Annotated in this window: 25 protein-coding genes; 15 read left to right on the top strand and 10 right to left on the bottom strand. The window is 63.9% G+C overall.

The annotated features are described in order from the left end of the window. Positions 1–26: 26 nt before the first annotated feature. From AB7535_RS03620 to AB7535_RS03640, 5 genes are all read left to right on the top strand, one after another. A complete protein-coding gene (locus AB7535_RS03620) occupies positions 27–1,487 on the top strand; it encodes a form I ribulose bisphosphate carboxylase large subunit (protein WP_085401320.1) in 1,461 nt (486 codons plus the stop codon). Between the two features lie 11 nt (positions 1,488–1,498). Continuing rightward, positions 1,499–1,906, top strand: a complete 408-nt coding sequence (locus AB7535_RS03625) for a ribulose bisphosphate carboxylase small subunit (protein ID WP_085401319.1) — start codon at positions 1,499–1,501, stop codon at positions 1,904–1,906. Positions 1,907–2,004: 98 nt separating this feature from the next. Continuing rightward, positions 2,005–2,940 (top strand): CbbX protein, encoded by a 936-nt coding sequence (cbbX, locus tag AB7535_RS03630; protein WP_085401318.1) that lies wholly within the window; start codon positions 2,005–2,007, stop codon positions 2,938–2,940. Continuing rightward, complete coding sequence (rpe, locus tag AB7535_RS03635) at positions 2,937–3,674, top strand: ribulose-phosphate 3-epimerase (protein ID WP_085401317.1); 738 nt, start codon at positions 2,937–2,939, stop codon at positions 3,672–3,674. Before cbbX ends, rpe begins: the two co-directional genes overlap by 4 nt. Before the next feature lie 392 nt (positions 3,675–4,066). Beyond that, positions 4,067–4,279 (top strand): hypothetical protein, encoded by a 213-nt coding sequence (locus AB7535_RS03640; RefSeq protein ID WP_028148245.1) that lies wholly within the window; start codon positions 4,067–4,069, stop codon positions 4,277–4,279. A gap of 31 nt (positions 4,280–4,310) precedes the next feature. Here AB7535_RS03640 and AB7535_RS03645 read toward each other — a convergent pair whose 3' ends face one another. After that, entirely contained in the window at positions 4,311–5,147 is an 837-nt protein-coding gene (locus AB7535_RS03645; RefSeq protein WP_439037225.1) for a universal stress protein, read from the bottom strand. A gap of 194 nt (positions 5,148–5,341) precedes the next feature. Between AB7535_RS03645 and AB7535_RS03650 the strand changes: the two genes are divergently transcribed. Both AB7535_RS03650 and AB7535_RS03655 read left to right on the top strand, forming a co-directional pair. Further along, positions 5,342–6,877, top strand: a complete 1,536-nt coding sequence (locus AB7535_RS03650) for a Do family serine endopeptidase (RefSeq protein ID WP_439037226.1) — start codon at positions 5,342–5,344, stop codon at positions 6,875–6,877. A gap of 271 nt (positions 6,878–7,148) precedes the next feature. Then, the gene (locus AB7535_RS03655; RefSeq protein ID WP_028148242.1) at positions 7,149–7,511 is read left to right on the top strand and encodes a hypothetical protein; all 363 of its coding nucleotides are present in this window, start codon (positions 7,149–7,151) and stop codon (positions 7,509–7,511) included. 12 nt (positions 7,512–7,523) lie between these two features. On the opposite strand, the gene AB7535_RS03660 is transcribed toward AB7535_RS03655, so the two are convergent. Together AB7535_RS03660 and AB7535_RS03665 are read right to left on the bottom strand one after the other, a co-directional pair. Further along, on the bottom strand, positions 7,524–7,823 hold the full coding sequence (locus AB7535_RS03660; RefSeq protein ID WP_085401315.1) for a DUF6496 domain-containing protein: 300 nt from the start codon (positions 7,821–7,823) through the stop codon (positions 7,524–7,526). Between the two features lie 71 nt (positions 7,824–7,894). Then, a complete protein-coding gene (locus tag AB7535_RS03665; RefSeq protein WP_028148240.1) occupies positions 7,895–8,089 on the bottom strand; it encodes a DUF3072 domain-containing protein in 195 nt (64 codons plus the stop codon). 115 nt (positions 8,090–8,204) lie between these two features. On the opposite strand from AB7535_RS03665, the gene AB7535_RS03670 reads away from it, so the two are divergent. Beyond that, positions 8,205–8,426, top strand: a complete 222-nt coding sequence (locus tag AB7535_RS03670; RefSeq protein ID WP_038958668.1) for a hypothetical protein — start codon at positions 8,205–8,207, stop codon at positions 8,424–8,426. Positions 8,427–8,444: 18 nt separating this feature from the next. After that, positions 8,445–8,630, top strand: coding sequence for a hypothetical protein (locus tag AB7535_RS03675; protein WP_085401314.1), 186 nt, complete (start codon positions 8,445–8,447; stop codon positions 8,628–8,630). Between the two features lie 98 nt (positions 8,631–8,728). On the opposite strand, the gene AB7535_RS03680 is transcribed toward AB7535_RS03675, so the two are convergent. Together AB7535_RS03680 and AB7535_RS03685 are read right to left on the bottom strand one after the other, a co-directional pair. Continuing rightward, the gene (locus AB7535_RS03680; protein WP_063984953.1) at positions 8,729–8,974 is read right to left on the bottom strand and encodes a hypothetical protein; all 246 of its coding nucleotides are present in this window, start codon (positions 8,972–8,974) and stop codon (positions 8,729–8,731) included. 96 nt (positions 8,975–9,070) lie between these two features. Then, a complete protein-coding gene (locus AB7535_RS03685; protein ID WP_085401313.1) occupies positions 9,071–9,328 on the bottom strand; it encodes a hypothetical protein in 258 nt (85 codons plus the stop codon). A 56-nt stretch (positions 9,329–9,384) separates the two neighbouring features. On the opposite strand from AB7535_RS03685, the gene AB7535_RS03690 reads away from it, so the two are divergent. Further along, positions 9,385–9,690: a hypothetical protein gene (locus AB7535_RS03690; protein WP_245344073.1), complete on the top strand. Its 306-nt coding sequence runs from the start codon at positions 9,385–9,387 to the stop codon at positions 9,688–9,690. Positions 9,691–9,778: 88 nt separating this feature from the next. Here AB7535_RS03690 and AB7535_RS03695 read toward each other — a convergent pair whose 3' ends face one another. The 3 genes from AB7535_RS03695 to AB7535_RS03705 all read right to left on the bottom strand — a co-directional run bounded on the left by AB7535_RS03695 (position 9,779) and on the right by AB7535_RS03705 (position 18,457). Then, complete coding sequence (locus AB7535_RS03695; RefSeq protein ID WP_085401332.1) at positions 9,779–11,269, bottom strand: HWE histidine kinase domain-containing protein; 1,491 nt, start codon at positions 11,267–11,269, stop codon at positions 9,779–9,781. 14 nt (positions 11,270–11,283) lie between these two features. Beyond that, positions 11,284–17,577, bottom strand: coding sequence for a HAMP domain-containing protein (locus AB7535_RS03700; protein WP_085401312.1), 6,294 nt, complete (start codon positions 17,575–17,577; stop codon positions 11,284–11,286). A 367-nt stretch (positions 17,578–17,944) separates the two neighbouring features. Next, positions 17,945–18,457, bottom strand: coding sequence for a DUF4142 domain-containing protein (locus tag AB7535_RS03705; RefSeq protein ID WP_085401311.1), 513 nt, complete (start codon positions 18,455–18,457; stop codon positions 17,945–17,947). Between the two features lie 95 nt (positions 18,458–18,552). Here AB7535_RS03705 and AB7535_RS03710 point away from each other — a divergent pair, with 95 nt between their 5' ends. From AB7535_RS03710 to AB7535_RS03720, 3 genes are all read left to right on the top strand, one after another. Beyond that, complete coding sequence (locus AB7535_RS03710) at positions 18,553–18,747, top strand: hypothetical protein (RefSeq protein WP_085401310.1); 195 nt, start codon at positions 18,553–18,555, stop codon at positions 18,745–18,747. A 117-nt stretch (positions 18,748–18,864) separates the two neighbouring features. Further along, a complete protein-coding gene (locus AB7535_RS03715) occupies positions 18,865–18,996 on the top strand; it encodes a hypothetical protein (protein ID WP_256376429.1) in 132 nt (43 codons plus the stop codon). A gap of 81 nt (positions 18,997–19,077) precedes the next feature. Continuing rightward, positions 19,078–19,284 carry a hypothetical protein gene (locus AB7535_RS03720; RefSeq protein ID WP_028148231.1) on the top strand — a complete coding sequence of 69 codons (207 nt, stop codon included), beginning with the start codon at positions 19,078–19,080 and terminating at the stop codon, positions 19,282–19,284. Between the two features lie 137 nt (positions 19,285–19,421). Here AB7535_RS03720 and AB7535_RS03725 read toward each other — a convergent pair whose 3' ends face one another. Beyond that, positions 19,422–19,682, bottom strand: coding sequence for a hypothetical protein (locus AB7535_RS03725; protein ID WP_028148230.1), 261 nt, complete (start codon positions 19,680–19,682; stop codon positions 19,422–19,424). Positions 19,683–19,859: 177 nt separating this feature from the next. Here AB7535_RS03725 and AB7535_RS03730 point away from each other — a divergent pair, with 177 nt between their 5' ends. Both AB7535_RS03730 and AB7535_RS03735 read left to right on the top strand, forming a co-directional pair. Continuing rightward, positions 19,860–20,018, top strand: a complete 159-nt coding sequence (locus AB7535_RS03730; protein ID WP_166350489.1) for a hypothetical protein — start codon at positions 19,860–19,862, stop codon at positions 20,016–20,018. Positions 20,019–20,301: 283 nt separating this feature from the next. Continuing rightward, on the top strand, positions 20,302–20,676 hold the full coding sequence (locus AB7535_RS03735) for a PRC-barrel domain-containing protein (protein ID WP_085401308.1): 375 nt from the start codon (positions 20,302–20,304) through the stop codon (positions 20,674–20,676). A gap of 96 nt (positions 20,677–20,772) precedes the next feature. Here AB7535_RS03735 and AB7535_RS03740 read toward each other — a convergent pair whose 3' ends face one another. Next, a complete protein-coding gene (locus AB7535_RS03740) occupies positions 20,773–21,237 on the bottom strand; it encodes a winged helix-turn-helix transcriptional regulator (protein WP_085401307.1) in 465 nt (154 codons plus the stop codon). Position 21,238: the final 1 nt, after the last annotated feature.

The following is a 21,238-nucleotide window of genomic DNA, read 5'->3' on the forward strand; positions in this document are numbered from 1 at the left end:
CAGAGAGAGAAGAGCAGGAGAGAGCCATGAATGCACACGCAGGAACCGTCCGGGGCAAAGAGCGCTATCGATCGGGCACGATGGAATACGCGCGCATGGGCTATTGGGAGCCCGACTACACGCCGAAGGACACCGATGTCATCGCGCTGTTCCGCGTGACGCCGCAGGAGGGCGTGGACCCCATCGAGGCGTCAGCGGCGGTTGCCGGCGAATCCTCGACCGCGACCTGGACGGTGGTGTGGACCGATCGCCTGACCGCTGCGGAGAAGTATCGCGCCAAGTGCTACCGTGTCGATCCGGTGCCCGGCACGCCGGGCTCGTACTTCGCCTACATCGCCTATGACCTCGACCTGTTCGAGCCCGGCTCGATCGCCAACCTGTCGGCCTCGATCATCGGCAACGTGTTCGGCTTCAAGCCGCTGAAGGCGCTGCGTCTGGAGGACATGCGCTTCCCGGTCGCCTATGTGAAGACGTTCCAGGGGCCGGCGACCGGCATCGTGGTCGAGCGTGAGCGGCTCGACAAGTTCGGCCGGCCGTTGCTGGGCGCGACGGTGAAGCCGAAGCTCGGCTTGTCCGGGCGCAACTATGGCCGCGTGGTTTACGAGGCGCTCAAGGGCGGGCTCGACTTCACCAAGGACGACGAGAACATCAACTCGCAGCCCTTCATGCATTGGCGTGACCGCTTCCTCTATTGCATGGAGGCCGTGAATCGCGCGCAGGCGGCGTCCGGCGAGGTGAAGGGCACCTACCTAAACATCACCGCGGGGACGATGGAGGACATGTACGAGCGCGCAGAGTTCGCGAAAGAGCTCGGGTCGTGCATCGTCATGATCGATCTCGTGATCGGCTACACCGCGATCCAGTCCATGGCGAAATGGGCACGGCGCAACGACATGATCCTGCATCTGCATCGCGCCGGTCACTCGACCTATACGCGGCAGAAGAGCCACGGCGTGTCGTTCCGCGTCATCGCGAAGTGGATGCGGCTCGCCGGCGTCGACCACATCCACGCCGGCACGGTGGTCGGCAAGCTCGAGGGCGATCCCAATACCACGCGCGGCTATTACGACGTCTGCCGCGAAGACTTCAACCCGACCAAGCTCGAGCACGGCCTGTTCTTCGACCAGCACTGGGCGAGCCTGAACAAGATGATGCCAGTCGCCTCCGGCGGCATCCATGCCGGCCAGATGCACCAGCTGCTCGATCTCCTTGGCGAGGACGTCGTGCTGCAATTCGGCGGCGGCACCATCGGCCATCCCATGGGCATTGCGGCTGGCGCGATCGCCAACCGCGTGGCGCTCGAAGCGATGATCCTCGCCCGCAACGAGGGGCGCGACTACGTCCATGAAGGTCCAGAGATCCTGGCCAGGGCGGCAGAGACCTGCACGCCGCTGAAGGCTGCGCTCGAGGTCTGGAAGGACGTCAGCTTCAACTATCAATCCACCGACACGCCGGACTTCGTGCCGACCGCGTTGGAAACCGTTTGAGGAGATGAGATATGAAACTGACCCAGGGCTGCTTCTCGTTCCTGCCTGATCTGACCGACGACCAGATCACGAAGCAGTTGCAATATTGCCTCGCCAATGGCTGGGCGGTGAATATCGAGTTCACCGACGATCCGCATCCCCGCAACACCTATTGGGAGATGTGGGGCCTGCCGATGTTCGACCTCCAGGACGCCGCCGGCGTGATGATGGAGCTCGCCGAGTGCCGCAGGGTCTACGGCGACCGCTACATCCGCATCAGTGGATTCGACTCCAGCCATGGCTGGGAATCGGTGCGGATCTCGTTCCTCGTCAACCGCCCGCCGCAGGAAGCCGAGTTCGACCTGGTGCGGCAGGAGGTCGGCGGACGTGCGATCCGCTACACCACCGTGCGCCGGCCGGCCGCGCACGCGTCGACCTAGTCATTCCTCTCCGCGCGGAGCACTCCCTGCTCCGTTTCCTTGGCGGACCACTGCTTCGCCGCTCCCCCCGCGGCGAAGCTCTTTTCTTCGAGGTGCCGATGCTTGATGTCCCTCATGCGACGACCGCTGAAACCAGCGAGACCAGCTTCGATCTCCGCAAGGAGGCCGAGGCGGCCGGAATCACTGACACGCTGCAACAGCTCGAGCAGGAGCTGATCGGCCTCCGGCCGGTCAAGAACCGCGTGCGTCAGATCGCGTCACTGCTGCTGATCGAGCGCATCCGCCAGCGTGCGGGACTGGCATCGTCGCCCCCGACACTGCACATGTCGTTCACCGGTAATCCGGGCACGGGCAAGACCACGGTGGCGCTGCGCATGGCAAAGATCCTGCACGGCCTCGGTTTCGTGCGGCGCGGGCAGGTGATCTCGGTGACGCGCGACGATCTCGTTGGCCAGTATATCGGCCATACCGCGCCGAAGACGAAGGAGATATTGAAGAAGGCGATGGGCGGCGTGTTGTTCATCGACGAGGCCTATTATCTGCACCGGCCTGACAACGAGCGCGATTACGGCCAGGAGGCGATCGAGATCCTGCTCCAGGTGATGGAGAACCAGCGCGAGGACCTCGTCGTGATCCTCGCCGGCTATGGCGAGCGGATGACGAGCTTCTTCGCCTCCAACCCGGGCTTCCGTTCGCGCATCGCCCATCACATCGACTTCCCGGACTATGCGGAAGCCGAGCTTCTCGTCATCGCCGAGCTGATGCTGAAGGAGCGTGGATACCGCTTCTCGGCGGCGGCGCGCGGGGCCTTCGAAAAATACATCGCACTGCGCCGGACCCAGCCCTTCTTCTCCAACGCGCGCTCGATCCGCAACGCGGTCGATCGTATCCGCCTCCGCCAGGCCGATCGCCTCGTCTCCGATCTCGACCGCATGCTCGATGTCGCCGATCTCGAAACGATCGATCCGACGGATGTCCTTGCGAGCCGCGTTTTCAGCGGTGGTGCGGACGCGCAGAGGAGTGCGAAGTCATGACGGGAGAAATCCTCATCGCGCCTTCGATCCTGGCCGCCGATTTCGCGCGCCTCGGCGAGGAGATCAGGGCTATTGATGCTGCCGGCGCCGACTGGATCCACTGCGACGTCATGGACGGACATTTCGTGCCGAACATCAGCTATGGCGCCGACGTCATCAAGGCGATCCGGCCGGCGACGGCGAAGATCTTTGACGTGCATCTGATGATCGCGCCTGTTGATCCCTATCTGGAGGCGTTCGCAAAGGCAGGCGCCGACGTCATCACGGTTCATGCCGAAGCCGGCCCGCATCTGGACCGCTCGCTCCAGGCCATCCGTGCGCTCGGCAAGAAGGCTGGCGTCAGCCTGTGTCCGGCTACACCGGAAGCCGCGATCGAATACGTGCTTGATCGTCTCGACCTCGTGCTGGTGATGACGGTCAATCCCGGCTTCGGCGGCCAGTCCTTCCTCGACTCCCAGATCGAGAAGATCAGGCGCATTCGAAGCATGATCGGCGACCGGCCGATCCGGCTCGAGGTCGATGGCGGCATCACGCGCGACAATGCCGCCGCTGTGGCTGCCGCGGGCGCCGACACCCTCGTGGCAGGATCGGCCGTGTTCCGCGGCAAGAGCAGCGCCGATTATGCGGGCAACATCGCCGCCATCCGCGCTGCTGCGGAGGCCGGCAGGGTTCCGAAGCTGCAACATGGTTCGGCGCAGACGATCCGGGCCGGCGAGACCGCGCTCACCCGGTAGAATACGGCATACCGGCGTGGCAGAGCCGGCGTCGCACTGGTTGTACCATGGCGTGCCATTCCGTCCGAGGTTCTACAGGGCACGCTGCACGGCGCAGCGGGCCTTCCTCGCGCTAGAGTTCTGCGCAGAAATGCAGGGCAATCTCATCGGGTGGCCGGAATCGATCGAACGGTATCTTGATCTGATCGGCATCTCCGTCGCGCGCCAGCGCTACGCCTGGCCAATGAGTTCCACGTGGGGTTCTCCGATAGGAACCAATGGAGGCCTGCGCGTTTCCCAGACGTTAACCCAGGTTGCGCGGGGCGCCTCGCACGCAGTAAATGTTTTGCATAACCGCCATCGGCCTGACGTAAATCAGGGCAATAAGCTCAGTGAATGCGAGGGAGGGTCTCATGGAGAACGTACGTCGCTACCGGGCGCTGGCGTCTCTCTGTCGTCAGCAGGCGGCCTATCGGCCGCTCCAGAACTGGCAACTCCTTGGGCAAGCCGAACATTTCGAATACCTCGCCGAGATTGCGCTGAAGGCGCATTTCGACGCGTGCAATGCGCAACCCGAGGACGACGCCATCGCCACCGCGCCATTTGAGACCCCCGCCGCGGCGTGAGCGCGTCGGTCCGTTGCGGATCATCTCTCGATCAATGCGACATCAGCGTCGGGACCGTCATGGCTTCCAGCATGGCGCGGGTGACGCCGCCGAGGAAGCGTTCCTGCAACCGCGAGTGGCCGTAGCCGCCCATGACCAGGAGATCGAGGCTCTCGTCGGCGGCCAGCGACAGGATGGTCGGCTGGATGTCGGAGCGCGCCGCCGACAGGCTGACGGTGCGGGTCGACAATCCGCGCCGGCCGAGGTGTCTTGCCAGATGGCTTGCTGAGACCTCGTCGGGAACCGCGTCGGCTTCGTTGATCGTGATGATCACGATCTCCTCGGCGCGGGCCAGGAAGGGAGCGGCGTCGCGCATCGCGCGAGCGGCGAGGCGGCTGCCATCCCAGCAGATGCCGATCCGGTTCGCCCTGAATGACCCACGAAAGGTGTAGGGCAGGAACAGCGCCGGTCCGCCCGCCTGGAACAGGATCTCGCCGGGCATATCATTGTCGAATGAGCCTTGCGCCGGATCGGGCTGCAGCACGATGCTGAGATCGTGGAGCCGCGCCATCTCGCCGAGCGAGCCGGCTGCGTCCGCGGGGATTGCGCCGAGCGGGTGGCAGGTGCAGGAGATGCCGGCGTTCGTGGCTTCGCTCCGAAATATCGCCAACGCGGCCTCGGCACGCTCCACCGCGCGCTCGCGCTCCATCTCGAACACCGCCGCTACGGCGGCACCGCCATCCAGGACATAGGCAGTGCTGCTCGCGACGTACCCGACGGCGACCGCGTCGACGTGTGCGTTGAGTCTCGCCGCGAGCGAGATCGAGCCGTCGATCACCGCGCTCATCGGGCGCTCGGTCGGGATGTGGACGAGAATGTCTTTGTACATGGCGCGCCTCCGGTGGACATCATCCAGTGGCCGCAGTCTATCACGGCGCACGGGGCCTGCGTTGAGCCGCATCAAATGTGCAGCCCTGATTTTCGCGGCACCTTTGCCAAGATTTAATCGGACGGACGGGACGCCGTAAGGTGACGATGTCCATGTTGGTTGCAAGGCGACTTACCCAACATGGACATTTCGACATGAACGATCACGTCAATTCCGACACCACCACGTCCCGCAAGATCTTGAAGCCGCGCCGGCTTGCGCTGCTGGGCACCGTGGCCGCGCTTGGCGTGGCCGTGCTCGCTGCCTCTCCCGCCTCTTCGCAGTTCGGTCTGAATTCCTTCATCGGGCCGGCCCAGGCGGCGGAAGCCGCCGCGACGCCGCCGGGCTTCGGCGATCTCGTCAGCAAGGTCAAACCCGCCGTCATCTCGGTGCGGGTCAGGATCGACCAGGACAATGACAAGAGCGCGATGCTGCAACAGAACCGGATGGATTCGGACGAGGATTCGCCGTTCGACCAGTTTTCGCGGCAGTTCGGCTTCCGCGGCCCGGGTGGCATGAACGGCATGCCGCGCCAGCGCCACCAGATGATCACGGGCGAGGGTTCCGGCTTCTTCATCTCCGCCGACGGCTATGCCGTGACCAACAACCACGTCGTCGATCACGCCGAGTCGGTACAGGTGACCATGGATGACGGCACGAGCTACACCGCGAAGGTGGTAGGCACCGATCCGAAGACCGATCTCGCGCTGATCAAGGTCGATGGCAAGAGGGACTTTCCGTTCGTCAAATTCTCCGACCAGAAGCCGCGCATCGGCGACTGGGTGGTCGCGGTCGGCAACCCCTTCGGCCTCGGTGGCACCGTGACCGCCGGCATCGTCTCGGCCAATGGTCGCGACATCGGCAACGGTCCCTATGACGACTTCATCCAGATCGACGCGCCGATCAACAAGGGTAATTCCGGCGGTCCGGCCTTCGACATGAACGGCAACGTGATCGGCGTGAACACCGCGATCTTCTCACCCTCCGGCGGTTCGGTCGGTATCGGCTTCGACATTCCGGCTTCGACCGCGAAGCTCGTCGTCGCGCAGCTGAAGGACAAGGGCTCGGTCACCCGCGGCTGGCTCGGTGTGCAGGTGCAACCGGTGAGCGCCGAGATCGCCGACAGCCTCGGCCTCAAGGAGGCGCGCGGCGCGATCGTGGACAATCCGCAGGACGGCAGCCCCGCGGCGAAGGCCGGCATCGAGGCGGGCGACGTCATCACCGCCGTCAACGGTACCGCGATCAAGGACTCCCGCGATCTCGCCCGCACCATTGCCACCCTGGCGCCGGGCACGTCCGTGAAGCTCGACGTCTTCCACAAAGGCGCGAGCAAGACGGTGACACTCGCCCTCGGCGAGTTGCCGAACGAGCGGCAGGTCAAGGCCGGCGAGGGCAAGGCGCAGCCGAACACCGGCACGCCGCGCCTCGGTCTCAGCCTGGCGCCGGCAGGCGACGTCCAGGGCGCGGGCCAAAAGGGCGTGGTCGTGACCGAGGTCGATCCGCAGGGACCCGCCGCGCAGCGCGGCATCCAGACCGGCGACGTCATTCTCAATGTCGGTGGCAAGGCCGTTGCCAATGTCGGTGACGTCCGCTCCGAGCTGGCGCAGGCCAAATCGTCCGGCAAGAACAGCGTGCTGTTGCAGGTGAAGAGCCAGGAAGCGACGCGGTTCGTCGCGGTGCCGCTGGCCTAAGCCTCGCGCTTCCCGCGGCAAACTCAAAAGGCGGCCTGCGGGCCGCCTTTTTCGTGCGCGTCTGGAAGATTCCCACAGGTGCCGATAACATTCTCGTTAACGGCAGCGTTGATGACGGGTTCGTCCGAAAAAGCCGCGTTCGCTCGTCACAGTTCGGAATCACGTGTTGGGCTTTGGCGTCAATGAAGACGCCCAGGCGAATTGCAGGAGTGGAACTTCGAACGCCCGGCCTTCTTGTGGAACCGGTGGTTCGCATTTGATCGGTGCCGACATGGATCGATTGAAGCTCTCGCTGAGGTGTGCGCTGCTTGTGGCGCCGCTTGTCCTGACGACCGGAAGCGCCCTGGGGCGCGACGATGGCCGCTACGCCAACTCGCCCCTGAAACCCTGGTTCGACAGCTTGCGCAGCCATCTTGGGCCCTGCTGCTCGGATGCAGATGGCTTTGCTGTATCCGACCCCGATTGGGAATCGCACGATGGGCACTATCGCGTGCGGCTCGACGGGCAGTGGGTGGATGTGCCTGATGAGGCCGTCATCACCGAGCCAAACCGGGCTGGCCACACCATGGTATGGCCGGTGAAGACTGCGTTCGGGATTTCGATCCGCTGCTTCATGCCGGGCAGCATGATCTGACGCGGGTGGGCGTTACCGCTTGCTGGATTTGCGCTTCGAGGTCTTCTTCGTTGTCTTGGTCGTCTTCCTGGCCGTCTTCTTGGCTGTCTTCTTCTTGGACGTTTTCCGCTTCGACGCCTTCTTCGGGACTTTCTTGCCCTTCGCGCGCGCTTCCGACAGGCCGATTGCGATCGCCTGCTTGCGACTCTTCACGCGTCCGCCACGACCGCCGGGGCCGCTTTTCGCGGTGCCCTTCTTATAACCGCGCATCTCGCGCTCGACATCACTGCTGGCGCTGCGTGAGTAGCGGCGTTTCTTTGCCTTGCGTGCCATCAACTCTCTCCCTTGGCCCGGGAAAGAACCGCATCACTGACCCTACGTTCCAAATGCGCTGGCCGCGTTCCTCAGAAGGAGTTCGCCAACTCGATCTCGTCTTCCAGCGCTCGAATGCGGCGCGCAGCCTCAGTGGAGGACAGAGCCCGATCGTATTGAGTGGGCTGATAGGCTTCCTCGCTCAGACGCTTCAGCCTCAGCCCCTGCGCTCTCGTCATCTGCTCCGTGAGGAAAACCCTGGCGTCGTATTTACCCTGAACCTGCATCTGGCCTCTCCGTTCTCAAATCGTCACTTGACTATATGTTCTTATTTTGTTCTAACAAGCCATGGACAACAGAATTAATGAAATTCGACGCAAAATCAGCGCCTTGAGGCTCGAGATGGCCGACATCGAGGTGTCTGTGCGCGACCTCGTCGATCGCGACCGCGACTGCACAGAAAAGGCCCTGGCGCAGATGGATCTGCGCCGGAAAATCAACCTGCTGATCGGCGAATGGAAGGCGGCCGGTGGCGGCGATGTCTTGCCTGACGTCCGCGAGCGGGTCCGCCTTCGTCCTGCAACGACATCCGGTAGTCCGCTGCGCGTGATCGCGCGCCGCTGAGAATTTTGGGAGCGTGCGGTGGAAGAAGACCCGGACACGTACCGGATTCTAAAACTGCGCGCCGAAATTCTCGAACTCGGCTCCGCCATCCGGCAATTGCAGCGCGAGGGTCTCGACGATGCCGCAGCGCAGCTCCTGATCGCACGCAAACGTGCACGGCTGGAGCATCTCGTGAAGGCGAATGCCACGGGACGGCCGCTTTAGCGATGCGACGCTGGAAGGATTCCCAATCTAGCTCCAAACTCCAGCTCCAAAGCGAAAGGCCCCGCGTCGCCGCGAGGCCTTTGATTGTCGGCCGGAGCTCACTTGGTGTTGCTCATGCCGCCCTTGTTGTTCGTCATGGTGCCGCCTTGGTCGGAGCCGGGGCCAGAACCACCTTGACCGGAGGGATCAGCGCCCTTGGAGGACTTGGTGTTGGCACCCGTGGTCTGCGACGAGGACATAGCGGATCCATGCTTGGCCTTATGCGACTTGGCCTGCACGGCGAACGGAGCGGCGGCGAGGCCGGTTGCCAACATCACGGTAAGAGCGAGCTTGGTGGTTTTCATGCGCGGGAACTCCCTGAGTTGAATTGACGCAGGCAGCCAACCGCCATTTGCTGCAGGAGTTCCGAACGAAATCGCCCGGTGCGCGTCACGCGCGCTTCAAAATTCCTTGTCCTCGGCGAGGATGAACACGAGGCCCGTGAGCGTTGCGCCGATCGCGAACGTCGTCACCAGTGTGATGATGAAGACCATGCCGGCCGAATGTCCGCCGTGGTTCAACAAATTTGCGACGGCCGGATTGAACAGGACGAGGGCGAGACCGAAGACAAGGCCGAGGGCTGCGCCCATCATCGCATGCGTCATCAGCTTGATGACGCCGGTCGGAGAGATGAGGCTCGGCGACTTTTTCCCGCGCATGGAACCGCCTCGCGGTGTGGCATAAAACGCATGCGACGATTGCGGGTTCCATTGTCATGACGATTTTGTCATTCCCCGCTTCATCCGACGTTCATGGCGGTCTTGCGAGGATGAATGCCATCAACACGGGAACATTCGATATGGGTAAGGTCGTCTTTCTCTATCGCTCGCTGGCCTATCGCAACGCGGCTGCGGACATGCTGCGCAAGGCGCGCAGGCTGCCGCGCGGCGCCGAGCGGAGCGCAGCCCGCCGTTACGCGCGGGCGCTGCGCGAGCTTTCGCAAACGGAAGCCTGGCTGGAAGGACGTGTCGCTGACGAACCGCAGGCGATGCAGAGCATGAGGGTCGCCGCGACGCGCTAGATCATGATCGGTTCTGAGTGAATCAGGGCCGAAGCTCCAGATTCCTATCTTTACGCGCGAACCGGAGCCCACTTCGCTCGCAAACGCGCTAGCCTGAGGCCCGCTGAAGGGGTTCGGACGGAGCCACGTCGAACTTGCTCGCGGCCGGCGGCGCTACGGTCTTCCGCGTCAGCGGCACCTCAAGGCGGCACAACAGGCCTTCGGCACGCCAGTTGAATTCCGCCTGTCCGCCGAGTTGCGATTCCACACTGGCAAGCAGGCTCCGCGTGCCGAAGCCACGGGATTTCGGCGTCCTCACCAGCGGACCGCCGGTTTCGTCCCAGGTCAGTGTGAGGTGGTCGTCCTCGACCTGCCAGCCGATCGCAAGCCGCCCAGACCGCGTCGAGAGCGCGCCATATTTCGCCGAGTTGGTGAAAAGCTCATGCAGCGCCAGCGCCAGCGTCTGCGCTGTCGCCGGCGCCAGCTGAACTTCCGGACCGGCCAGCTTGATCTGGCCGCCGAGCGAGTAGGGCGCGAGCTCCTCGTCGATCAGCCTTGAGAGTTCGGCGCCCTGCCAGCTCGACAGCGACAGGATCGTGTGCACGCGCGCCAGCGCGTTGATGCGCCCCTCGACGGCGTTGACGTAAGCCTTGACCTCGTCGGCGCGGGTGAGGCGCACGATCGATTGCGCCAGCGCCAGCGCGTTCTTGGCTCGATGATCCACCTCGCGCGCCAGCAGGTTTTGTCTCTCTTCCGCGCGTTTGCGTTCGGTGATGTCCACGGTGACGCCGCTCACGCGCACCACGCGGCCGCCCTGGTCCACCGTCGCGGCTGCCGTGCCGACGCACCAGCGCACCTCGCCATCGGGCCGGCTGACGCGAAACTCGCCTTCATAGGCGTGCGCGCCGGTGTTGAACGCGGCAATCGCCTGGCCGAACTGGTCGACGTCATCAGGGTGCAGCAGCGCCTGGATGTTGGCTGAGGTGACGTTGAAGGTCTCCGGCGTCACGCCGAAGATGCGGTACTGGCCTTCGTCCCACATCCAGTCGCCGTTGACCCAGTCCCAGTCCCACGATCCCATCTTGCCGGCGGCGATCGCCATGCTGCGCCGCTCTTCGCTCTCGCGCAGCTTTGCGGTGGAATTCTCCAGCTCGGCCGTGCGTGCGCGAACGCGGTCTTCGAGCTCCTGGTTCAGCCGTTCGAGCTCGCGTGTCTTGCGGTAGAGTTCGGCGAACACCTTGATCTTGGCGCGCAGCACCTCCGGCACGACCGGCACCGGGACGTAGTCGACGGCACCCATCTCGTAGCCGCGTAAGCGGTCGATATCGCTGACCTGAATGGCCGAGATGAAGATCATCGCGGTCTTCTGGAAGCGCGGATGCTCGCGGATCATCGCGGCCAGCTCGAATCCGTCGAGCTCGGGCATGCAGACGTCGACCAGGATCACCGCGATCTCGGTCTTGAGCAGCACCTCCAGCGCCTCGCGGCCCGATGATGCGATCACGAGGTTCTCGCCGAGTTCCTTCAGGATCACCTCGTAGGCGAGCAGCTTGGCCGGCTGGTCGTCGACGAGGAGGATGTTGACCTTTTCGTGGTCCATTCGCGGATCCAAACTCAGCGGTGCAGCCACATGCGGATTGCAAGCAGCAATTGATCGGTGTTGACGGGTTTGGCGAGGTAGTCGGACGCACCGGCTTCCAGGCATTTCTCACGGTCGCCCTTCATCGCCTTGGCTGTCAGCGCGATGATCGGAAGGCGGGCGAAGGCCGGATTTTCGCGAATGACGCCGATGGTCTGATAGCCATCCATCTGCGGCATCATGATGTCCATCAGCACGATGGCGATCTCCGGATTGGATTCGACCAGCGTTACCGCCTCGCGGCCGGTCGTGGCCGTCAGCACCTTCATGCCCCGACGTTCCAAGACGCTCGACAGCGCGAAGATGTTGCGGGCGTCGTCGTCGACGAGCAGGGCGGTCTTGCCGATCAGGTCTTCGTCGGAACTGTTCAGCTTCTCCAGCATGCGCTGCTTCTCGACCGGCAGTTCCGTGATGACGCGATGCAGGAACAAGGCGGTCTCGTCGAGCAGGCGCTCCGGCGATTCCACGCCCTTGACCACGATGCTGCGCGCCATGGTGTGGAGTTCCGCATCTTCCTCCGCCGAGAGCTCGCGGCCGGTGAAGACCACCACCGGAACGTTCGACAGCGCCTCGTCGTTGCGGATCTGGTCCAGCACCTCGAAGCCGCTCATGTCGGGCAGCCGCAGGTCGAGCACCACGCAATCGCAGGGTGCCTCGCGCAGTGTCGAGAGCGCGCCGGCGCCGGTATCCGTCGTCACGATCTCGATGTCGTCGTGATGCAGCAACTCGCGGATCGAGAGCTGCTCGGCCTCGTTGTCCTCGACGATCAGGAGCCGCTTGCGCCGCGGCCGCGCATATTCCTTGATCTGCGTCAGCGCGGCTGAGACGCCCTCGGTCGTGGTCGGCTTGTTGACGAAGGAGAAGGCACCGCGGGCCAGCGCATGCTGGCGGTCCTCGTCGAGCGTGATGATCTGCACGGGGATGTGGCGGGTCAGCGGATTGTGCTTGAGCTGGCTCAGCACCGTCCAGCCCAGCATATCAGGCAGGAACACGTCGAGCGAAACGGCCCGCGGCTGATACTGCTTGGCGAGCTCCAGCGCCTCCGCGCCGCGCGCGGCGACCAGAACCTTGAAGCCCTTGTCACGGGCGAGATCGACCAGCACGCGGGCATAATGCGGATCGTCCTCGACGATGAGCAGGATGGTATCGCCGGGCGCGAGGTTGAGGCGGTCGTCGGCAATCTGCTCGATGACGCGCTGCTGTTCGGGCGCAGCCGCTTGCAACGCCGGTGGCTGACTGTACTGCTGCGGCGCGGGTGCACGCGGCGCGAGCGTCGGGCCGGAATATTTCAGCGGCAGATAGAGCGTGAAGGACGAGCCCTTGCCGGGCGCGCTGCGCAGATGGATCTCGCCGCCGAGCAGGCTCGCGAGCTCGCGGCTGATCGCAAGTCCGAGACCGGTGCCGCCGTATTTGCGGCTGGTGCCGGCGTCCGCCTGCTGGAACGCCTCGAAGATCAGCTTCTGCTTCTCGAGGGGAATGCCGATGCCGGTGTCCGTCACTTCGAACGCGATCACCGCCGGCGCTGAGTTCAGCACCGGATGATCCGTGCCCCAGCCGCCGACCGCGGCGACGACCTTCAGGCGCACCTCGCCTTCGGCGGTGAACTTGAAGGCGTTGGAAAGCAGGTTCTTGAGAACCTGCTGCAGGCGCTTGGAGTCGGTGACGATGCTGCGGGCCAGGTTCGGGTCGACGTCGATCTTGAACGACAGGTTGCGGTTTTCCGCCTCGTGCCGGAACGGCCGCCCGACGGTCTCGAGCAGGTTTGCAGTCAGAATCTCCTCGGCGTCGACCGTCACCGTGCCGGATTCGATCTTGGAGAGATCCAGGATGTCGCTGATGAGGTTGAGCAGGTCGGTGCCGGCGCCATGGATGGTGCGGGCGAACTCGACCTGCTTGGCCGAGAGGTTGCCATCCGGATTGTCGGTGAGCTGCTGTCCCAGGATCAGGATCGAGTTCAGCGGTGTGCGCAGCTCGTGGCTCATATTGGCGAGGAATTCGGACTTGTACTTCGAGGTCAGCGCGAGCTCGGTCGCCTTTTCCTCCAGTGCGCGGCGGGCCTGCTCGATTTCCTGGTTCTTGCGCTCGACCTCGACGTTGCGCTCGGCGAGCTGCTGCGCCTTCTGCTCGAGCTGGTCGTTGGTCTGCTGCAATTCGCGCTGCTGGGTCTGAAGCTCGCCGGCAAGCTGCTGCGACTGCTTGAGCAGGCCTTCGGTCTGCATCGTCGCCTCGATCGAGTTGAGCACGATGCCGATGGAGTCGGTAAGCTGCTCGAGGAATGTCATCTGCGAGGTCGTGAACGAGGTCAGCGAGGCGAGCTCGATCACCGCCTTGACCTGGCCTTCGAACAGCACCGGCAGCACGACGAGGTTCTTTGGCGCGACGCGGAACAGCGCCGAGTTGATCGGCACCACGTCGGGTGGAATGTCGGCAATGACGCGCGGCCGTCTGTCGAGGGCGCATTGGCCGATCAGGCCGTCGCCGAGCGGGAGCACGCGCTGATAGGGATAGACGCCGTCGCCGGCATAGGAGGCGAGCAACAGGAGCCGCGGACTATCCTCGTTCTCGACCTGGTAGATCACGCCGGTATGGGCGTTCACCAGGGGTGACAATTCGGTCAGCAGCAGCCGGCCGACGGTGGTGAGATCGCGCTGACCCTGGAGCATGTTGGTGAATTTGGCGAGGTTGGTCTTGAGCCAGTCCTGCTCTGTGTTCACGTCCGTCGTGAGACGGAGGTTCGTGATCATCGTGTTGATGTTGTCTTTCAGCTCGGCGACTTCGCCGCGGGCGTCGACCTGGATCGACCGCGTCAGGTCGCCCTTGGTCACGGCGGTCGCGACTTCCGCGATCGCGCGCACCTGCGAGGTGAGGTTGGCTGCGAGCAGGTTGACGTTGCCGGTGAGGTCCTTCCAGGTGCCGGCTGCACCCGGCACGTCGGCCTGGCCGCCGAGCCGTCCCTCGACGCCTACCTCGCGCGCCACCGACGTCACCTGATCGGCGAAGGTCGCGAGCGTCTCGGTCATGTTGTTGATGGTGTCGGCGAGCGCCGCGACCTCGCCCTTGGATTTCACAGTGAGATTTTGCTTCAAATCACCGTTCGCAACTGCGGTCACCACCTTGACGATGCCGCGGACCTGCTCGGTCAGGTTCGCCGCCATGAAGTTGACGGTGTCGGTGAGGTCCTTCCAGGTGCCGGCCACACCGGGCACCTGGGCCTGGCCGCCGAGTTCGCCTTCAGTGCCGACTTCACGCGCGACGCGGGTGACTTCGCCGGCAAACGCGTTGAGCTGGTCCACCATGGTGTTGATGGTGTTCTTCAGCTCGAGGATTTCGCCCTTCACGTCCACGGTGATCTTGCGGGACAAGTCGCCGCGCGCGACGGCGGTGGTGACCTCGGCGATGTTGCGGACCTGCGTCGTGAGGTTCGCGGCCAGCAGGTTGACGTTGTCGGTGAGATCCTTCCAGGTGCCGCCGACGCCGGGCACGACGGCTTGACCGCCGAGCCGGCCCTCGGTGCCGACCTCGCGCGCGACGCGCGTCACTTCGGCGGCGAAGGAGCGCAGCTGCTCCACCATCGTGTTCAAGGTGTCCTTGAGCAGCAAGATCTCGCCGCGCACGTCCACCGTGATCTTCTTCGACAGGTCGCCGCCGGCGATCGCGGTCGCGACCTCGGCGATGTTGCGGACCTGGGCCGTCAGGTTCGAGGCCATGAAGTTGACGTTGTCGGTGAGGTCCTTCCAGGTGCCGGCGACGCCGGACACCTCGGCCTGACCGCCGAGCTTGCCTTCGGTGCCGACCTCGCGCGCCACACGCGTGACCTCGCCGGCGAAGGCGTTGAGCTGGTCGACCATGGTGTTGATGGTGTTCTTGAGCTCGAGGATTTCGCCCTTCACGTCCACGGTGATCTTGCGGGACAAGTCGCCGCGCGCCACGGCGGTGGTCACTTCGGCGATGTTTCGGACCTGGGCGGTGAGGTTGCCCGCCATCGAGTTCACGCTGTCGGTCAAATCCTTCCAGGTGCCGGCGACGCCGGGCACGTTGGCCTGGCCGCCGAGGCGGCCTTCGGTGCCGACCTCGCGCGCCACGCGCGTCACCTCGCCCGCGAAGCGGTTGAGCTGGTCGACCATCGTGTTCAGCGTGTCCTTGAGCTGAAGGATCTCGCCGCGGACGTCCACCGTGATCTTGCGTGACAGGTCACCGCCGGCGATGGCGGTCGCGACCTCGGCGATGTTACGAACCTGTGCGGTGAGGTTGCCCGCCATCGAGTTCACGGAGTCGGTCAAGTCCTTCCAGGTGCCGGCGACGCCGGGCACGTCGGCCTGGCCGCCGAGCTTGCCGTCGGTGCCGACCTCGCGCGCGACGCGCGTGACTTCGCCGGCGAAGGCGTTGAGCTGGTCCACCATGGTGTTGAGCGTTTCCTTCAGCTGAAGGATTTCGCCCGACACATTCACGGTGATCTTCTTGGACAGGTCGCCCTTGGCGACCGCGGTCGCGACTTCGGCGATGTTGCGGACCTGACCGGTGAGGTTCGAGGCCATCGAGTTGACGGAATCGGTCAGGTCTTTCCAGGTGCCGCCGACGCCGCGCACGACGGCCTGACCGCCGAGCTTGCCTTCGGTGCCGACCTCGCGCGCGACGCGCGTGACTTCGCCGGCGAAGGCGTTGAGCTGGTCCACCATGGTGTTGATGGTGTCCTTCAGCTCCAGAATTTCGCCGCGCACGTCCACGGTGATCTTCTTCGACAAGTCGCCGCCGGCGACCGCCGTGGTCACCTCGGCGATATTGCGGACCTGCGCGGTCAGGTTCGACGCCATCGAGTTGACGCTTTCCGTCAGGTCCTTCCAGGTGCCGGCGACGCCGAGCACGTTGGCCTGGCCGCCGAGCCGTCCCTCGGTGCCGACTTCGCGCGCCACGCGCGTGACTTCGCCGGCGAAGGCATTGAGCTGGTCCACGCAGGTGTTGAGCGTTTCCTTCAACTGAAGGATCTCGCCCGAGACGTTCACCGTGATCTTCTTCGACAGGTCGCCGCCGGCGATCGCGGTCGCGACGTCGGCGATGTTGCGGACCTGCGCGGTCAGGTTCGACGCCATGAAGTTGACGTTGTCGGTGAGGTCCTTCCAGGTGCCGGCCACACCGGGCACCTGGGCCTGGCCGCCGAGCTTGCCCTCGGTGCCGACCTCGCGCGCCACGCGCGTCACTTCGGAGGCAAAAGAGTTGAGCTGGTCCACCATCGTGTTGATGGTGTCCTTCAGCTCCAGGATCTCGCCGCGCACGTCCACCGTGATCTTGCGCGACAGGTCGCCGCGCGCCACGGCGGTCGTCACGTTGGCGATGTTGCGGACCTGGGCGGTGAGGTTGCCGCACATCGCGTTCACGGAGTCGGTCAGGTCCTTCCAGGTGCCGGCGACGCCGGGCACGATCGCCTGTCCGCCGAGCTTGCCGTCGGTGCCGACCTCGCGCGCCACGCGCGTCACTTCGGAGGCGAAGGAGCGCAGCTGGTCCACCATCGTGTTGATGGCTTCCTTGAGCTGAAGGATCTCGCCGCGGACGTCGACGGTGATCTTCTTGGACAAGTCGCCGTTGGCGACCGCGATCGTCACCTCGGCGATGTTACGAACCTGGTTGGTCAGGTTGTTCGCCATCGAGTTGACGCTCTCGGTCAGATCCTTCCAGACGCCGGTCACTTCCGGCACCTGGGCCTGGCCGCCGAGTTTGCCTTCGGTGCCGACCTCGCGCGCCACGCGCGTCACCTCGGAGGTGAACACGCCGAGCTGCTTGATCATGGTGTTGACGATGGTCGCCGACTGCAGGAATTCACCGCGCAGCGGGCGGCCGTCGACGTCCAGCTTGACAGTCTGGAGCAGGTCGCCTTGCGCCACCGCAGCGACCGCGCGCGTCACTTCGCGCGTCGGCCACAGGAGGTCGTCGATCAGCGTGTTGACGGAGCCTTCCATGTCGGCCCAGGAGCCGCTGGCGAGGCCGAACTTCACGCGCTGGCGGGTCTTGCCCTCGCGCCCCACGACCTGACCGACCAGCTCGAGCTGCTGCGCCATGCGCTGGTTGGCGGCGATGATTTCATTAAAAGTGTCGGCGATCTTGCCGTCGATGCCGAGATAGTCCCCGCTCATCCGCACCGAAAAATCGCCGCTGCGCATCGCCTGCAAGGCGAGCAGCAATTCCGGCCGCGAATCCGGGTCCGACATACCATTGGTTTTTGGCTTTGGGACGCGACGACCGGAGCGTGATGCAGTTCCGGGATCGAGGTCGCTCATACTGATTCCCCCGCGGCGTCGGCCGAATCCAAGGCGTGACGCAGTTGTCAAAATAGACCGTCAGCCAAATTCGAAATCAAGCGCCAACGTTGCAGCGCTTGGAATTGGAACCTGCCGTGCTCAGCCCGGCCAAAATAACGGTGAGGAGTGACGATGGTTCCATCCCGTTCAGGAAAAAGCCGGCCGGCCGCTGCACCAGAGCTCCGAGCCGTCCTAGGAGAGGGGGCTGGCGCGCCCAGCGGGCGCGGGGCTGTGACTGGCGACCCTGCCGCAAGCTCCGCCACGTCACGCGCTGATTCGCTGACCACGGGGACCGCGACCAGCGGCCGGAGAGCCAGCAGCATCATCCGGAAGACAAATAGGGCTGCTATTTATCCGCCATGGTGCGCTCCGCATCTTTCACCTGCGTGCGCAGCATCGGCAATTGCTCGCGCGCGAAGGCGGCGAGCGCAGGATTGTCGGGCGCTTTCAGATAGCGCTCGAGCAGGTTGATGGCGGAGTCATATTCGGGGATTTGCGCGGCATAGAAGCTTCTGACGTAAGTCGGTCCATCCGCATTTTCGGGCTCGACGAGGCTTGCGCTCACTGACGTCGTCTTGCCGGCGTGCGGCTCCGCACCGATCGCGTCCTGAATCTGCTTCAGGGTTTTGTCGCGCTTGCCCGCCTCCTCGGCGCGCAGGGCCGCGAGATTCTTCACCTCCGCATTGCCTTTCAGGTCGGTGCTTTCCAGCAGGCCCTGCTGGAAACGGCTGAAGCTATAGAGGCCGGTGATGACATCGGTTGCGGTCGGCACGCGGTCGCCGGCCGTTCGCTCACCCATATTGTCGGCGAACGCCGAGGTGCTGATGAAAGCCAGGATGATCGCGACGAGAATCCTCATGCATCTCCAATGACCGATGGCGTGCGAAGTTCCCCCGGCGTTACGATCCGGTAAGGGCGATTGCGGAGCGAGAGTTCCGTTCCCACATCTTCTGTATGAAACAGTCTGACATCTTCAGGGATAACGCCGACAACTGCCTTCAGCTCGCCGAGCGCGCGGAAGGGCAGCCCACCCACAAACGCTATTTGCGCATGGCGGCTGCCTGGACGGCATTGGCGAACGAGCAGGACTGGCTGGACGGTGAAATCCCGCCCGTAAAGGTCCGCGTCCTCCGAACGCAGGATGCGTGAGCGCTCTCATCTCTGTGAATCTGCGTGTGAGACCGCTCACGGAATGCAAGCAACCAATCCAGGATCATCCACGAACGGTCGATCGCGTTGATTTCGATTCCAGAAGGAGGTTTTGCGATGGCTCCACGTCTGGCTCTTCTCTCGCTCATTCTCGCCTTTGGCGTCTCGGTCGCGTTCGCGACAGTGACGACGGTGCGGCAGGTGCATCTGGAGAATGCATCGGCGGCGATCCACGCCACGCATAGTTAGCGCTGCGGGCCTCGCGCGCCGGAACATTCGTTGTGCCGGCGCGTAAGCGCTTCAGGACATCTGGAGAGGCGAGAGGACATCATGGCGCATTCCGACCACGGCATCGTCAAGGACAAGCGGGCGGAAGATCAACCGCGCGACAAGCAGCGCGCGCAAGCCGTGCACAAGACGGATTCGAAGGGCTCGCCGTCGCGCGAAGCAACGCGCGATCCCAAGCTCAACGACAACACCAAGACACCGGGCTCCGGCGTGATGCCGGACGATTCCGGCGACGCGCCGACCGGCTAGTTCTCGCGAGGAACGAATCCCTTCGCGACGAGTCGACGGATTGCTTCCGGCTGTCATGCCCCCGGTGCGCCGGAAGCAATCTCCAAGGACGGCCCTGGCACGCCACTGTGCCGGGGTCGTTTTTGCTTGGGAGAGACTCAATCCTCGGTGTCGCCCTCGGGCTTCGCCGGCGCGTGTCCTTCGGGACCGCGACCAAAGACACCAAACTCGCTTGATTTGATGCCTGCCGACGGGTCGATGCTCGTCTCGATGCCCGCGGCTGCGAGCCCGAACTTGAGAAGCTCTCGGACCGCCGCAGCGCGCGTCGGCATGCGGTGCTTGAATCGGAAATCATCGACGGCGGCCAGCTCTTCCGGCGAGAGCATAACCTGGAGGCGCTCGGCGCGAAGGTCATTCATGGTCGATCACGCAAAGTGAGTAAGTTGAGTAGTTTGCTCAACGAACGAGTTTGGCGCGAGTTCCACAAGAGTCGGAAAAATCGTCAGATTAGTAAAAATAATCAGTGAAATCAATAAGTTATTATTGAAACAACTCTGGCGGTGGCGCATTCTTTCGGAAGAGAGGGAGAACAGGCCATGACGGAGGAAGTCAGGTTACCCCGTAAGCTTTCCGAAGAGCCCGAGGCGCCCAAACCGGTGCGTCCGAGCCATCAGAAGGTCATCGAGCAAGTCGAGCGCTGGGCCAACAGCTCGGGGCTGCAACCACCGAGGACGGAAGATGCGAAGACGATCTGAGCCCCACACGTTCGAACAACGTCTCAAGGCAGAGCAGCTGCGGCTCGAGCACGAACTGTCGTGCTTGCCGGATGGACAGCAGCGCGATTCTGTTATGGCGCGCATCGATCAGCTTCAGACTGCTGCCGCGATGCATGATTTCCTGATGCTACCGGAGGCCGCGGCCGCTCGCTGATCGCCCCTGGCGACCGTGCTCCGTGTCTGATGCGACCACCAGAACATGCGCCGGAACGTTCGCTCGCAGACCCGGTTGGTTCACACGTTGGCTGAGTGGAGAATTGGGATGCTGATGCAAGACGAGTTGGACCGCAGCGAGATGGGCAGGTTGATCGGCAGCGACAAGGTCGAGGGAACATCGGTCTATGGCGCCGATCGCAACAAGATCGGTTCGATCGAACGCGTGATGATCGACAAGGTCAGCGGAAAGGTCTCCTACGTCGTGCTCGGCTTCGGCGGTTTCTTGGGCCTCGGCAACGACCACTATCCGCTGCCTTGGCAGTCGCTGAAATACGATACGGAGCTCGGCGGCTATGTCACCGGGATTACCGCCAAGACGCTCGAAGGCGCGCCGAAATACGACGAACGAAGCGACTGGAACTGGGGTGACGACGCGGCAGTCCGCGGCATCAACTCGTATTACGGCGTTCCCTTCGCGTAAGCTCCCATGGAAAGCGAGCTCCGATGAGCAAGGAACGGCCCACCGACTGGATGCCCCGGTCGAGGCGGGGCACGACACCTTTTGCTTGGCGCCACTCTACCCCACCGCTTCCTTCCGCCCCGGCCCCGCATGCACATGCACCTGTTTCGCATGCAGTGGCTCACCGCATTCCGAGCAGACCATCACGGGGTCGAACTCCTTGCCGCAAGTCTTGTGCTGGTGCAGCAGCGGGCGGCCGCGCTCGTCGCCCATGTGGGTGTCGCCCCAATGCACCATCGCCATGATGATCGGGTAGAGGTCGAGGCCCTTCTGCGTCAGGATGTATTCGTAGCGCTTGGGCGCCTCGGAATAGGGGACGCGGCGCAGGATGCCGAACCGCACCAGCTTCTTCAGACGCTCCGAGAGCAGGTGCCGCGTGATCTGGAGCGAGGACTGAAATCCCTCGAACCGGCGCACGCGTAAAAAACATTCGCGCAGGATCAGCAGCGTCCAGCGGTCGCCGACCACGGCGATGGTGCGGGAGAGCGAGCAGGGCTCTTCATCCAGCGTGTCCCACTTCATG

The organism is Bradyrhizobium sp. 956_D2_N1_4, from assembly GCF_052076025.1.
In the GTDB taxonomy this organism is placed as follows: domain Bacteria; phylum Pseudomonadota; class Alphaproteobacteria; order Rhizobiales; family Xanthobacteraceae; genus Bradyrhizobium; species Bradyrhizobium barranii.